15 protein-coding genes and 1 CRISPR repeat array (1 of these 16 only partly in view) are annotated in these 14283 nt (G+C 60.3%); of the genes, 13 read left to right on the forward strand and 2 right to left on the reverse strand.

Going from position 1 to position 14283, the window contains the following annotated elements; genetic code table 11:
* Nucleotides 1-529: a CRISPR direct-repeat array (repeat unit 37 nt; unit sequence GTAGCGCCCGTCCTTAGTGACGGGCGAGGATTGAAAC); it begins 869 nt to the left of the window's first position.
* 90 nt (nucleotides 530-619) lie between these two features.
* Nucleotides 620-769 (reverse strand): hypothetical protein, encoded by a 150-nt coding sequence (locus JNL86_04060; GenBank protein MBL8042072.1) that lies wholly within the window; start codon nucleotides 767-769, stop codon nucleotides 620-622.
* Nucleotides 770-959: 190 nt separating this feature from the next.
* Here JNL86_04060 and JNL86_04065 point away from each other — a divergent pair, with 190 nt between their 5' ends.
* Nucleotides 960-1994, forward strand: a complete 1035-nt coding sequence (locus JNL86_04065; protein MBL8042073.1) for a TIM44-like domain-containing protein — start codon at nucleotides 960-962, stop codon at nucleotides 1992-1994.
* Nucleotides 1995-2084: 90 nt separating this feature from the next.
* Here the strand turns inward: JNL86_04065 and JNL86_04070 are convergent, their stop codons facing one another.
* Nucleotides 2085-2393, reverse strand: coding sequence for a hypothetical protein (locus JNL86_04070; GenBank protein ID MBL8042074.1), 309 nt, complete (start codon nucleotides 2391-2393; stop codon nucleotides 2085-2087).
* Nucleotides 2394-2578: 185 nt separating this feature from the next.
* Here JNL86_04070 and moaC point away from each other — a divergent pair, with 185 nt between their 5' ends.
* The 12 genes from moaC (at nucleotide 2579) to recN (ending at nucleotide 14283) form a co-directional block, all read left to right on the forward strand.
* The gene (gene moaC / locus JNL86_04075) at nucleotides 2579-3079 is read left to right on the forward strand and encodes a cyclic pyranopterin monophosphate synthase MoaC (protein ID MBL8042075.1); all 501 of its coding nucleotides are present in this window, start codon (nucleotides 2579-2581) and stop codon (nucleotides 3077-3079) included.
* Nucleotides 3080-3117: 38 nt separating this feature from the next.
* Nucleotides 3118-3381: a MoaD/ThiS family protein gene (locus JNL86_04080; protein MBL8042076.1), complete on the forward strand. Its 264-nt coding sequence runs from the start codon at nucleotides 3118-3120 to the stop codon at nucleotides 3379-3381.
* Between the two features lie 106 nt (nucleotides 3382-3487).
* Nucleotides 3488-3961: a molybdenum cofactor biosynthesis protein MoaE gene (locus JNL86_04085; protein MBL8042077.1), complete on the forward strand. Its 474-nt coding sequence runs from the start codon at nucleotides 3488-3490 to the stop codon at nucleotides 3959-3961.
* A gap of 50 nt (nucleotides 3962-4011) precedes the next feature.
* Nucleotides 4012-5076 (forward strand): GTP 3',8-cyclase MoaA, encoded by a 1065-nt coding sequence (gene moaA, locus JNL86_04090; GenBank protein ID MBL8042078.1) that lies wholly within the window; start codon nucleotides 4012-4014, stop codon nucleotides 5074-5076.
* Between the two features lie 59 nt (nucleotides 5077-5135).
* Nucleotides 5136-5843 carry a hypothetical protein gene (locus JNL86_04095; GenBank protein MBL8042079.1) on the forward strand — a complete coding sequence of 236 codons (708 nt, stop codon included), beginning with the start codon at nucleotides 5136-5138 and terminating at the stop codon, nucleotides 5841-5843.
* A gap of 193 nt (nucleotides 5844-6036) precedes the next feature.
* Complete coding sequence (locus tag JNL86_04100; protein ID MBL8042080.1) at nucleotides 6037-6825, forward strand: 3',5'-cyclic-nucleotide phosphodiesterase; 789 nt, start codon at nucleotides 6037-6039, stop codon at nucleotides 6823-6825.
* Between the two features lie 9 nt (nucleotides 6826-6834).
* A complete protein-coding gene (locus tag JNL86_04105) occupies nucleotides 6835-7671 on the forward strand; it encodes an acetyl-CoA carboxylase carboxyltransferase subunit beta (protein ID MBL8042081.1) in 837 nt (278 codons plus the stop codon).
* Between the two features lie 43 nt (nucleotides 7672-7714).
* Nucleotides 7715-9019, forward strand: a complete 1305-nt coding sequence (locus JNL86_04110) for a bifunctional folylpolyglutamate synthase/dihydrofolate synthase (GenBank protein MBL8042082.1) — start codon at nucleotides 7715-7717, stop codon at nucleotides 9017-9019.
* Between the two features lies 1 nt (nucleotide 9020).
* Nucleotides 9021-11516, forward strand: coding sequence for an LPS-assembly protein LptD (locus tag JNL86_04115; protein MBL8042083.1), 2496 nt, complete (start codon nucleotides 9021-9023; stop codon nucleotides 11514-11516).
* Nucleotides 11517-11574: 58 nt separating this feature from the next.
* A complete protein-coding gene (locus JNL86_04120; GenBank protein MBL8042084.1) occupies nucleotides 11575-12120 on the forward strand; it encodes a hypothetical protein in 546 nt (181 codons plus the stop codon).
* 108 nt (nucleotides 12121-12228) lie between these two features.
* Nucleotides 12229-12576 carry a thioredoxin gene (gene trxA, locus JNL86_04125; protein MBL8042085.1) on the forward strand — a complete coding sequence of 116 codons (348 nt, stop codon included), beginning with the start codon at nucleotides 12229-12231 and terminating at the stop codon, nucleotides 12574-12576.
* Between the two features lie 18 nt (nucleotides 12577-12594).
* Nucleotides 12595-14283 (forward strand): DNA repair protein RecN, encoded by a 1689-nt coding sequence (recN, locus tag JNL86_04130; protein ID MBL8042086.1) that lies wholly within the window; start codon nucleotides 12595-12597, stop codon nucleotides 14281-14283.

Here is a 14283-nt window from a genome sequence, read left to right on the forward strand (position 1 = left end):
TCCTTAGTGACGGGCGAGGATTGAAACCGGTATCTGGTCCGTGATGGATGGCGGCGCCGCCGTAGCGCCCGTCCTTAGTGACGGGCGAGGATTGAAACTGCTTGTGAATCACCCGCGTGTAACGCTTCAGCAGTAGCGCCCGTCCTTAGTGACGGGCGAGGATTGAAACAATTCCAGATCGCCACCGGCGTGACGGTCACCGGCCGTAGCGCCCGTCCTTAGTGACGGGCGAGGATTGAAACTCAGTGATCGGCCCGCACCACTGACAGGGCTCGCCGTAGCGCCCGTCCTTAGTGACGGGCGAGGATTGAAACTGATTGCAGCCTTACGCGAACCAGGTCCGCCACTGTAGCGCCCGTCCTTAGTGACGGGCGAGGATTGAAACTCCTATAGGCTTAGATTAGGGTTTACTGCATAGAAGTAGCGCCCGTCCTTAGTGACGGGCGAGGATTGAAACCCTCTCGTGGGCGATCACGAACGAAACAGCGTACAGTAGCGCCCGTCCTTAGTGACGGGCGAGGATCGCCGTCAATCAGAGGGGTATGCATTTCTAAGGTTCCGGCCAAAATGGTGGCACTCACCAGCTGTCTTGTATGCTTTCGGCGGGAGACTGTGACCCTCACGCCTCCGATTCTTCAATCTCCTCGATCGACTCCCTGAGCGCGGCCACGAAGGCCTCCGGCGCAGCGAGGGCCGCTTCGGTGAGTTGAAATTCTGAGACCAGCACCCCATCCTTATCGACGACGATCAACCGATACCCCTGTTTCACGATGCGACCTTTCTCTGCGATGTTCGCAGTGCGGGTGGACGTCACTGACTGCGTGCGTCGCTCTTAAGGTACCGTATGAAAGGGGCAAACGTCATGCGAGTGTCGGGGCGTCGAATGCCCTGTTGGTCTTCGCCGGCCATGCCTGGTAGGATAGGGGACGTTGAGAACGAATTGACCGTCCAAGGAAAGGATGCCTAGCTTGAATACAGCCAAACTCATAGCCGCATGTCTCGTGCTTGTGCTGGTCGGTGTGCCGACGATGTCTTTCGCGAAGGCGCGTGGGGGCTCAGGGGGAGGATTCTCCAGCGGGTCGCGTAGCAGCGGGTCATCGGGAAGCATGGGGAGTCGCGGATCGCGAACCTACCAGGACAACGGCGCCAAGCCGATTGAACAGTCGACGACGGCCAGGCCTTCTGCCACGCCTCCGTCCTCATCCGTCGGGAACCCGTCCCCCATGTCGAGACCGGCACCCGCCGCGCAGCCGTCATGGATTCAACGCAATCCGCTGTTGGCCGGGATTGCCGGTGGTCTTGCCGGGACGTGGCTGGGGCACATGATTTTCGGGGCGACCGAGACGAGTGCGCGCACGACGGAAGGGGCCGAAGGTGAGCAGGCTGCCGGAGGAGCCGGGTCCAACGGCATGTTGCTGCTGTTCATGGTGATGGGCGGCGGTGCGCTCTGGTGGTACATGCGGTCGCGTCGTACGCCGGCGCCGAATTTTTCCGGGCTCTCTCGCACGAGTGCCGCGAGTGGTTCTCTCCTGGCCGAATCGTCTCGTGCAGGTTTGGGGACGGCGGTTGTTGACGACGAGATCACGTCGTCGGACAAGGCCGCGTTTCAGCAGGCGCTGATAGATATTCAAACCGCCTGGAGCCATCAGGATCTGGCGGGGTTGCGGCGCCTGGTGACGCCGGAAATGTTGGAGTATTTCAGCACGGGTCTTGCCGAGCAGGCCAGCGAGGGCATCGCCAATCATGTGGAGGACGTGGAATTGGGCCGGGCGGAGGTGTTGGAGGCCTGGAGCGAGGGGGCGACGCAGTATGCCACCGTCAGATTGTCCTGGTCCGCCCGTGATTACAGCATTTCTGTAACGAAGCAACCGGATGAAGTCGGATATGTCGTCGAGGGGAATGCTCAGCAGACGGTGGAAACGACGGAAGTGTGGACCTTCATGCGGTTTGGCACGGGGAAGTGGCTCCTCTCCGCAATTCAACAGGTTGCGTAGCGCACGGACCAGATCCAGAGATTGAGCTGATGTGCAACGGGGGCAGCCACGCGGGTGGCTGCCCCCGTTGTGTGTGTGATGCTCAGCCCATCACGGCTCTTCCGACGATCGTGACCGGGGCGAAAGCCCGGCTTCGATCGGCAGGAAGGTCTGAGCCTGTGAAATGGCCTCCATCAGTGCCACCCGCTCCCGATCCGTCTCTTGCGACGGTGGCAGGCTATGCGCAAACGCTTCCGCGGCGTCCACCAATGCCTGCAACGCCGCTTCGACTTCCATCGATGCCTGTGCGGGTACGCCTGCGGCCAGCCGGGCTAACGCTCGTCTCCGTCTCGGCCCGACATAGATCTGCGGGGCCACGGGATTATCCTTCTCCAGTTCCGGTCGTCTCGATATCGACATGCGTCTTCTCCTCTGAGCCAGCTCATCAGTGCTGGTTCACTGTACAAGATCACGGGCGGCATTTGCACCGGGGCGGTCCCTCTGGGGCAGTCGTTGGTTGGTTCTCACGTGGCTTGACTCCCATTTTGGCCGGCTCCTATAATTCGGCGGTTTTCCGGCGACAATCAACTGATTTGGCGTGAAGAATGGCCGAGTTTACTCATTTCAATGAATCGGGGCGGGCGCGGATGGTCGATGTCGGGGCGAAGGCCTCCACGGAGCGTCTCGCGACGGCGCAAGCGATGGTGTTCCTTCAACCGGAAACCCTTGAAAAGATTCAGCAGGGAAAGATCGCCAAGGGCGATGTGCTCTCTGTTGCGCAGGTGGCGGGCGTGATGGGGGCGAAGCGCACGCCGGATTTGATTCCGATGTGCCATCCGATCCTCCTGACGAGCGTGGATATCTCCTTTCACGAGGTGAGCCAGCCGAACGACCAAGGGCGTTGTTCCATCACGATTACGGCCACGGCCAAGACAAATGGCCCCACGGGCGTGGAGATGGAAGCGATGACGGCGGCGTCGGTGGCCGCGTTGACGATTTATGATATGTGCAAGGCGGTGGACCGGGGGATGAGCTTCGGCGACATCTGCCTGGTGACGAAATCGGGTGGAAAGTCCGGCACCTATCAACGCCCGGTTCCAGTGTAAGTAGGGTCTGTCCGTTGCCTGAGATGATGGAGTCGCACATGGTGACGGTACGACTGTTCGGCATGACGAAACTGTTGGCGGGTAACCAGGGGACCCTGTCCCTGGCCTTGCCCGAGGGCAGGCGGGTCAAAGACCTCGTGGCCGTGATCGATGCGGCCTATCCGAAGATCGGCGAGTTGCTGCACAAGAAGAAGGTGCTCGTGTCGGTCAATCAGGATATCGCCCACGAAGACCTGGAAGTGCAGGACGGGGATGAAATTGCCCTGCTGCCGCCGTTTGCCGGCGGGAGTGACGGATGCTGAACAAGCCTGCCAGCGGCGTGCTCGCCGTGTGTGGCGGCCCTGCCGGACAGGCTTGTTGAGCATCCTTCCTGAGAGAACCAGCGGCGAAACCGAAGGGAACGAATCGATGAGTCTTGAACAGGTCACCAACGCCGACCAGCCCCTCACCGACGATGAGGCGATGTTGGTCCGAGTGCAGCGTGAGGATTTCTCGATCGATGAAGAGCTCCGTCGCGTGCGCGCGCGTTCAAAGCGCATCGGCGGGATTGCGATATTTTTAGGTACGGCACGGGATCGTTCCAAAGGCAAGGATGTGGACGGCATTACCTTCGAACATTACGAAGGCATGGCCCAGAAGAAGCTGCGGGACATCCGCGAGCGGGCCCTCAAAGATTTCGGCGTGATCGAATTGCTGATCCTGCACCGGTATGGCGAGATCGGCATCGGCGACAACATCGTGTTGATCATTGCCGGTGCCGAACATCGGGCGGAAGCCTTTCAGGCCTGTAAATGGGCCATCGACGAACTGAAACAAATTACCCCCATTTGGAAGCTCGAACACACCCCCGATGGAGAGGTGTGGGTCGAGGAGCACCCATAGCCCTTCCCAAGGGATGTCGTGAGAGGAGAGGCCCGCGCCTTCGAGTCTCGATGGACCAAAACACGCTCGATACACCAGTCCCGACCATATACGACCGCTTGGGGCGCCCGCTTCGCAGCCTGCGCCTCTCTGTGACCGACCGCTGCAATCTTCGGTGCAAGTATTGTATGCCCGAGGACGACTATGCTTGGTTGCCGCGCGACACCATCCTGACGTTTGAGGAGATGGCCGAACTCACCGCGGTCTTCACCGAGTTAGGCGTGGACAAGGTGCGTCTCACCGGCGGCGAGCCGTTGTTGCGACGCGATTTGCCGCGGTTTGTGCGGCAACTGTCTGAAAATCGCCGGATCAGCGAAATCGCCCTCACGAGCAATGGCGTCCTCATGGCGGACCAGGCCGCCGACCTGTCGTTTGCCGGGTTGAACCGTGTGACGATCAGCTTGGACACCCTGCGGGCGGACCGGTTCCGCACCTTGACCAAGCGTGATCTGCACCACCAGGTGTTCGACGGCATCAAGGCCGTCATTCAGGCCGGGTTCCCCTCGCTGAAATTCGATACGGTCATTATCAAGGGGTACAACGACGACGAACTCATCGACCTCATCGAATACGGCAAGACGGTGGGGGGCGAGGTGCGGTTCATTGAGTATATGGATGTCGGAGGGGCCACGGATTGGTCCATGAATCAGGTGCTCTCCCGGGCGGACATGTTGGAGCTGATCGGTCATCACTATGGCGGAGTCACGCCGTTGGTGGAGAACAGTGTGGCACCGGCCGAACGGTTTCAGCTGCCTGACGGCACCGTCTTCGGCATTATTCCGTCGACCACGACACCCTTCTGCCGCTCCTGCGATCGCAGTCGGCTGACGGCTGACGGGATGTGGTACCTCTGTCTGTATGCCAAGGACGGCCTTGATCTTCGCGCTCCCCTCCGGCAAGGGCGTACCCGTGACGAATTGAAAGCCTTGATCACTGCCGCGTGGGAAGGGCGGGCGGATCGCGGCGCTGAGGAACGCAAAGCGCTTGAAGCCTTGGGGCTGCGAGAACAACGTCTCATCGAAATCAACCGGCTCCGTGAAGATCCCCACCTGGAAATGCATGCGCGCGGGGGATGACCGCCGGTACGTGCTGCTCCCGTTGCCGGATCGGCCATACAGTTCCCTCGGAGCAGTGGATGTTTGATCCCCATACCCTGACCATTCTGAGCCTTGGATTCGTGCTGGGGCTTCGTCACGCCCTGGATGCGGACCATCTGGCCGCTCTTTCGACCGTGCTGGCGGAACGCCCTACCGTACAGGCCTCGACGGCCATCGGGTTTTTTTGGGGGCTCGGGCACACCCTGATGCTGCTTTGTGTCGGGACGGCGCTGATGGCGCTCAACCTCACGATTCCTGAATCGGTGGCCAGCCTCTTCGAGTTTGCCGTCGGCGTGATGCTGGTCGTGCTGGGTCTCTCGTTGGCCCGCCGCATCTACCAAGAGCAATGGCACCTGCACCTCCACGAACACGGAGGACACGCGCATGTGCATCTGCACAGTCACCGCGTGCAGGCGGATCATGCGCACGGACACTGGTATCACGGTTCGCTGCGGCCCCTCTTGATCGGCATGGCCCACGGACTGGCCGGGTCCGCGGCGTTGATGCTGATTGTGCTTTCGACGGTGACCGGGTTTGGCCAAGGCATTGGCTATATCGTGGTGTTCGGTGTCGGCTCCATTTTGGGAATGGTGGGGGTCGGCGCAGTGCTCAGCCTGCCGGTGATCTATTCCGTGACGGTGGGGCCCAAAGCGTATTGGATGGTGCAGGGGCTCGCCTGTCTTGCCAGCATCGGGTTAGGTCTGCTGATGATGGTGCGGATCGGCCTCGGCAGTGGATGGTCATAGCGCCGACAGGCGACCGTTCCATAGACTCGCCCCGCGTATCATGCATGACATGCCTGGGTCCTTCTCCTCGACCGTGCAAATCTGTGTGCGCCTTTGTCGGAGGTATGCTATTCTGCCGCGCAGTGCGCAGCATTGATCCATTAGCCTGTGGGTGGTTGCCGGGATCGGGGCGCCGAGCCGGAAGGCTAGGGCCATGAATCTGCGGGTCTTGGGCTGTCATGGTTCGGGACAACTCGTCAGCGGTGAACGCGGTCCGGTGCAGTGCGGCACCTGCGGTTTCCTGCTCAATGATCGGCTGGTCGTGGATGCCGGCACGGTCGGTTCCCGACTGTACCTCGAGGAGCAACGGCGAATTCGGGTGGTCCTGCTGACTCACCTGCATTTCGATCATATTCGCGAGTTGCCGACGTTGGCCGACAATCTGGTCGGTGAGATTGATGAGCCGGTGATCATCGCCGCCATACCCGAAGTGTTGGATGGACTGCGCCGACACATTTTCAACGGAGTCGTCTATCCCGATTTTTTCCAGTTGCCCGACCCCGCCAAACCGGTCTTCGTGTCCTGTGAGTTGCGCCCCGGACGGGAGACCCAGTTGTGCGGATTTGGCGTGACGCCGATTCGAGTGAACCATGTGGTCCCGACGGTGGGATTTCTGCTGCGTGACGAGGACCGGACGCTGCTCTATAGCGGCGATACGTATCACACTGAGGAGCTCTGGCAGGTCGCCAAGGGGGTGTCCGGGTTGAAGGCCGCGTTTATTGAAAGTTCGTTTCCCGACGAGATGAGTGAATTGGCCAAAGTGGCGAAGCATCTCACGCCGGCGCTGTTGGCTGAGGAGTTTGCCAAAATCGCGCGACCCGAGTTGCCGGTCTTCGCGTACCATCTCAAACCGCGTTTTCGCGATCGGATCCGTCAGGAGCTTGGTCGACTGGGTATTCCGCAGTTGACCGCGCTTGAAGAGGGCCAAACCCTTGTACTATAGGTGAGCAGGATGGCGTGGTTTAAAAAAGGAAAAACCGAAGAGGCCGAGCCCCCCAAGCGCTCCAAGGCGGCGGAGGGCATGTGGCTGAAGTGTAACCATTGCCGGGAGATCGTCTATCGCAAAGAGGTGGATCGAAACAATAAGGTCTGCCCGAAGTGCGACTATCATTTCCCGATCTCGGTCATCGAACGCATCAATCTGTTGGTCGACCTGGGCACGTTCAAGGAGTGGGATCCCGAACTGGAGCCACAAGACCCGCTGCAATTTCAGGACACACGCACGTATAAGGACCGGATCAAGGCGCAGCAGGAAAAGACCGGCCGCAAGGACGCCATGGTCATCGGCCAGGGCGCGGTCAACGGCCGCAAGGTCGCGCTGTGTGTGTTCGATTTTGGATTCATGGGCGGCAGCATGGGGTCGGTCGTCGGCGAAAAGATTTGTCGCGCGGTCGATCGTGCACTCGAGGGGCGCATGCCGTTGATTCTTGTGACGGCGTCCGGCGGCGCACGCATGCAGGAGGGAATTCTCTCGCTCATGCAAATGGCAAAAACTTCTGCGGCGGTGGCGAAGCTCGGTGAAGCGAAGCTCCCGTTCATTTCGATTCTGGCCGATCCGACCTTCGGCGGCGTCACCGCGAGTATTGCCATGTTGGGGGATGTCATCATTGCCGAGCCGAAAGCGCTGATCGGATTTGCCGGGCCGCGCGTGATCGAGCAAACGATCAAACAGCAATTGCCGGACCAGTTCCAACGAGCCGAATTCCTGCTCGATCACGGCATGATTGACATGATCGTCGAACGCAAGCAGTTGAAAGAAGCGGTCAGCACGCTGGTCGGACATTTCTAGCAGGATGCGGAACCCGTCTGCCGGTGCAGACGAGTTCCCTCGTATGGCCATGATGACGTATCCCGCCACAGTGCAGTTCCTCTACGGCCTACAACAGCACGGCATCAAGTTGGGGTTGGAGACGATTCGCGCGTTGCTTGCCCGGGTGGGTGATCCACACCGTGGGTATCCGGTGGTACACATCGGCGGGACCAACGGGAAGGGGTCAACGGCGGCGATGACGGCTTCGATGCTGCAGGCGGCTGGGCATCGCGTGGGACTCTACACGTCACCGCATCTGGTCGATTTTCGCGAACGCATCCGGGTCGACGGCGTCATGATTCCGGAAGCGCGTGTCAGTGCGTTGGTTGAGGTCTTGCGCGAGGCGGCGGCGCCTGATCTGGCCCCGACCTTTTTTGAATTCACGACGGCGCTCGCGTGTCGATATTTTGCGGAGTGTCGGGTGGATGTGGCGGTGCTCGAAGTCGGATTGGGTGGGCGATTCGATGCCACGAATGTGGTGACCCCGCTGGCGTCGGCGATTACCAGCATCGGCCTCGATCATGAGGCCTACCTGGGCTCGACCATCGAGGCGATTGCGTTTGAGAAGGCCGGGATCGTGAAGCCGGGAGCGCCCGTTGTGCTCGGTCGGATGGATGCGCCGGCCCGGCAGGTCATCGAGGAGCGCGCGTCACACGAGGGCGCACCGGTCTATAGTCTCGACCGCGAGTTTCGCTGCGACGGTGATTCAACGGCGGATTGCGGGTACACCGGACTGAAGCGGGCGTATCAGCATCTGCACTGTCCGCTGCAAGGGCGGTTTCAGCTCGACAATCTGGCCTGTGCCCTGGCTCTGATCGAGTTGGCTCACGACGAGGGCTTGGTGGTGCCGGAGACGGCCGTGCGGACGGGCCTGCAGCAGGTGGCCTGGGAGGGCCGCATGGAAGTGCTTGGGCAGGGACCGATGATCGTGGTCGACGGCGCACACAATCCCGCCGCGGCGCGTGTGCTTGCCGATGCGCTCGCCGACTGGCGCCGTGCACACCCAGGCGGCCACGTCACGCTCATCGTCGGAATGATGCGCGATAAACATCCGAAAGAATTCCTGGCCCCGCTGCTGCCGTTGGCCGATACCCTGATTCTCACCCAGGCCGATCTCCCGCGCGCCTCCACCGGTGCTGAACTTCGTGCCTTGCTCGCGGAGGTTGCGCCGAGTGCATTGGTGGCGCCGACGCCGGCGGATGCGATGGCGTTGGCCAAACGTTCCGCGACCCCGTCCGATCTGATTTGTGTCACGGGCTCCTTGATGCTGGTCGGCGAGATCAAGGCCCTTTTCCGAGGGTGTTCCCTCTCACCTGTTCGTGGTTGAGATGGGGCCAGACCGTTACCCCGTGCATACGCCTTGGTCCGCAGCCGGCCGCTCGGCACTCGGGCTGGTGGCGTTCCTCCTCAGTGTCCTGCTCATGGCGCCGCTGCTCCTGCGTGACGTCGTGTGGGCGCAATCGACGGTGACGACGCCGTCACCCACCAATCAGCCCCTCACGATCACTGCCGAGCGAATCGACCACCTCCAAGAACAAGACGTGTATGAGGCCGATGGATCCGTGGTCATCACGCAGGGAACGCTGCGACTGACCGCCGATCATGTGACTATCAACTCGCTGCCCGGCACGCTCGTCGCGACCGGACATGTGCATTTCCAGGATCCGTATTCCGATCTGAAGTCCGAACGGTTGGAGTTGAACGTCAATACTGAGGCCGGGGTGGTGACGCATGGGTCGATGTACGTCCGGCCGAGCAATTCGTTTTTTACCGGGCGCAGCATCCGGCGACTGTCTGAGGATCACTATCGCATCAAGGACGGAACCTTCACGAATTGCGACGCGAAGGACGGGGAAGTGCCGGCCTGGCGGTTCACGTTCGAGGATCTCGATGTGAATACCGGGGAGAGCATCGGGATGAAGCGAGCCTGGCTCTGTATGCAGGATACGCCGATCATTCCCGTGCCGACGTTGACCTATCCCTTGGTGAACCGGCACAGCGGATTTCTCATTCCCACGCCGGGATATGACAACCGGTTCGGGTTACACTACCAGCAGGGCTATTTCTGGGCGATCAATCCCAGTCAGGATTTGACCATCGCGCCCTCGTATTACAACAACCTCGGCTACGGCAGCGACTTTACTTATCGCTATTATCTGAACCGTCGGTCGAGCGGGCAGTGGTTCGCGAGTTTTCTGCAGCAAACCAAATTGCCGAATGTGTCGGGGGTGGATCAAGTCAACCAGGATGAGCGGCGGTTGCGCGGGATGATCAGCGGCCAGCACTCGCAGCAGGTGACGGAGACGCTGATGGTGCGCGGGCAGGCGTCGTTCGTATCCGATCGGCAGTATCTGCAACAACTCAGCAATTCAGGTACTCAACGGGCATCCCCCAGCGGTGAATCGACCTTGCTGGCGACGCAGCGGCTTCCCTACGGAAGTGCCTATTTCCTGGGCCAGTATCTGCAGCCGTTGAACTCCGGCGGTCCCGACACGTTTCAACGCCTCCCTGAAGTGGGGTACGTCCTGCCGAACACTTCACCGTTCGGGATGCCGTTGCTCCTGAACCTCGATACGAATTTCGTGAATTTTTATCGCGAGCAGGGATTCGCGGTGAATCGCATGGATTTCATGCCCGGGGTGACGACCGATGTGATGGATGTCGGACACGTGATCGGGTTGACGCCGCATTTCAAATTTAAGGAGGTCTATTACACACGCGGCATTCAGGAAGCCAGTCCGCTGCATCGCGAAACGTTTTGGGCGGCCATGGATGCCACCTCAAAATTGAGTCGCCGGTACACCGGCGGGGAGGGTGGAAGTTTCCTCCATACGATTGAACCGAGCGTGATGTATGAATACGTACCGGGCAGCGATCAAAGTAAGATTGCGCAGATCGACCAGATCGATGACATTCCCAAGAAGAACCTGCTGACCTACTCCCTCCGGACCAAGTTGCTGGAGCAGAAGGTGAACGGGCAGAGTTTCAACTGGCTGGACCTGACGGTGGCGCAGAGTTACCACGTGGGGGCGGTGCAGACCCGTGCGAGGGAATTTACGCCCGGCGTGTTGCCGTTCCTGGGCACCTTGACGCAGCCCTTGCAACCGGCCACGGTGGACGTGCAGGGGCGAAAAATGTCCGATGTGTGGCTGCGGGCGGTGATCGGCAATACGGCGCCCGAGTTCCTGCGTCCTCCCGGACAAACCGAAGCGCTGGGAAAAAACATCACGGCTGGTCAGATCCTGCCGCCGATGAATTCGTATCTGACGGTCGATGCGTTTGTGGATCCCTATCGCGGGACGTTCAGCCAGTGGAATACCGATTTGCGGGTTCAACAATCGAATTACTGGTACTTCGAAGTCGGGCAACGATTCAGCCACGATGGGAACCGGGTCCGGCGCGGTGACATTTGGAACCCCATCTCCTTCAATGAGGTGTATGCGCCGACCAAGGAGATTCAGTTCGCCACGCTCGGCGGCGGATTCCGGACGCCGTGGGGATGGACCATCGGTGCCAAGGGATATTACGATGTCAAAGGTGGTCGTAGCCCGGAATACGACGTCGTCGCCTTGTATCAGAATCCGTGTAAGTGCTGGTCGCTCGGTCTCTACTATCTGCAGTTCCCGGATCGTCAGAGTTATTCCTTCATGCTCAGCATGACCGGCATCGGGTGGACGGAAAACTTCGGCACGATTGTGGCCAAGACCATCTTAGGTCCTCTGTTGGTCGGAGACCGAGGCTTGCCCTGGGCGGCACCGGGAGGCCCCTATGGCCGGGTGACGAATCCGTTACCTCTGCAGTCCATGCCCATGGGACGGTATTAGTCGCGTCGTCTCTCAGGCCGGCCTAACCCATTCCGATCAGCAACCAGGAGGCGGAGTGATGCTGATGAAACAGGGGCTCAAGGGTTTTTCCCTGACGGCAGCATTGTGCTGCTGGTTCATCCTGCAGTGGACGACTCCGCTTCAGCTTCACGCAGCAGAACCACGCTCGCACTTGCAACGAGCGGCGGTGTTCCTGCTGGCCGCCGACTATCGTCAGGCCGTGGAGGCTTGCCAGGCGGAAGTGCGGGAGTTTCCCTCGGCGCGAAGTTATACCTTTCTGACCTATGTGTACCATGCGCTCGACGGATATGTTGAGCAGCTGGCGCGTACCGATCAGTGGGTGCGCGTCGAACAGGTGTACGTGAATCTGGCTGCCGCGCGAATCGAAGACTTGCTGGATCCGCCGGATGTGTTGGCGCGCATCGCAAAAGAGGTGATCCAGCAGGCTGTGCAACGGCAGGCTGATGTGTCGGCTGCGATGGCCGATCGGTTGGATCATGCACTGGTGACGCAGTTGTGGCGAGAACAAGCCGCCTGGCGCCAGGCGAGACCGGACGATTGGTGGGCCAGCGCACCGCCGCAGTGGCAGTGGGAGCGGCCCTAATTTGACTCTCCGTAAAACCCTGGTATAGGATGCCCAGAGGTGCCCGGAGCCGCTTCGGGACAGGAACAGCGAGGTCAGTGTAGGTTCGTTGGGAGAAGGAGGCGTACTGTGGCAGGCGATGCGTTGAAAGTGACGGATGCGACGTGGGATCAGGATGTCATGAAGGCGTCCGAGTTGGTCATGGTGGACTTTTGGGCGGTCTGGTGCGGACCTTGTCAGATGGTCGCTCCGATCGTCGATGAACTTGCAACAGAGTATGCCGGCAAGCTGAAGGTCCGCAAACTCAATACCGATGAAAATCCTGAAATTGCCGGCCGCTATCAAGTAATGAGTATTCCGACCATTTTATTCTTCAAGAACGGCCAAGCGGTCGAACGGCTTGTGGGTGCACGCCCGAAGCGCCAGTTCAAAGAGTTGATCGATTCGTTGCTCGCGCAACATTCCGGCGCTGCTTAGCCGCAGACTATCAGCGGCATGCTGACCGAGCTGCGCATTTCGAATTTCGGCGTCATCGAGCAGCTGGCCGTCACCTTCGGCTCCGGTTTCATCGTGTTCACCGGTGAAACCGGGGCCGGAAAATCTCTTCTCATCGATGCGGTGACTCTCCTCGTCGGGGGCCGTGCCTCCGCAGACCAGATTCGCGCCCAGGCTGACGAGGCCGATCTGGAAGCTGCCTTTCAATTGCCCCCTGGGCATTCCCTCCTTCTGCTGCTTCAAGAGAAAGGATTTGCGCGTCCCGGTGAGACGGAGATGGTCATCCGGCGTGTCATCTCTCGCACGGGCCGCAACCGGACGTATCTAAACGGCAATCTGTGCCCCGTTCATCTGTTGGAGGAACTGGGCGGTGCATTAGTGGATGTGCACGGGCAGCATGAGCAACAGTCGCTGCTGTCGCCCGCCGTTCAGGTCGATGCGTTGGATGCCTACGGCAGACTCCACCCCCTTCGTCAGGAATACCAGACCGCCCACAAGGCATGGAGCGAACAGGTGGCGCAGCTGGAGGCGGTCTCGACGCAGATTGCTCGTCGGCGCGAGCGAGAGGACCTGCTGCGATTTCAATTCCGGGAGATTTCCGAAGCCGGTATCGAGGCGGGTGAAGAGGCGAAGCTTGAGCAGGAACGGCCGCGACTGATGCACAGCCAACAACTGGGAGAGTGTGCGGATCAACTCCACGAGGCGCTCTATGCGGGAGAGCAGAGCGTCTTGAGTCAGCTGGCGTCTGCGCGCAAGCTGCTCTCTCGAATGGAGTCGATCGATAGTAGCACGGCCGACTGGGCAAAAATTGTGGATGACGCGATCGTTCCCCTGAAAGAGCTGGCCGCGCAGGTGCGCCACTATCGTGATCAGGTGGAAGCGAATCCGGCGCGATTGGCGGAGATCGAACAGCGGCTCGATCGATTACAACGCCTCAGCAAGAAATACGGCGGATCACTGGAGGCTATGTTGGATCTGCAGGAGTCTCTCCGCGCCCAACTGGATCAGTTGGATACCGCAGAGTCGCACCTGCAGGAATTGACCCGCGCCGTTGAGGCGAGGCGGCAGAACGTCAGTGAGGCGGCGGAGCGGTTGACCCGCAAGCGCAGTGAGGCGGCCAAGAAGCTTACGGCAGCGGTGACCAAGGAGTTGGGCGCTCTCCGGATGGAACGGACTCGTTTCCTGGTAGAGGTCTCGCGCGTGTCTGGTGATGAGCCATACGGGCTGACTGGACAGGATGCTGTGGAGTTTGTCTTCTCGGCGAACCCGGGAGAACCGCTCAAGTCATTGGCGAAGGTCGCGTCGGGAGGAGAACTGTCTCGCGTCATGTTGGCCTTGAAAACGATCCTGGCCGACACTGATCGGGTCCCGGTACTGATTTTCGATGAGGTGGACGCGGGGGTTGGAGGGGCGGTCGCCGAGGTGATGGGCGCGCGCCTTCGAGACCTCAGCCGTCACCATCAAGTGTTGTGTGTCACGCATCTTCCCCAAGTCGGATCGCAGGCCCATGCCCATTACGTGGTCGAAAAACAGGTTCGGCAAAAGCGCACGTTGACGCAGGTTCGGAAGCTGACGTCCGAGGAGCGTGAAGCGGAAATTGCGCGGATGCTGGCCGGGGTGACCGTGACCAAGACAGCCAGGGCAGCGGCCGCGGAGATGATTGAAAGCGCGAAAGACCGGCGGTCGTGA

The organism is Nitrospira sp. (assembly GCA_016788885.1).
Classification (GTDB): domain Bacteria; phylum Nitrospirota; class Nitrospiria; order Nitrospirales; family Nitrospiraceae; genus Nitrospira_A.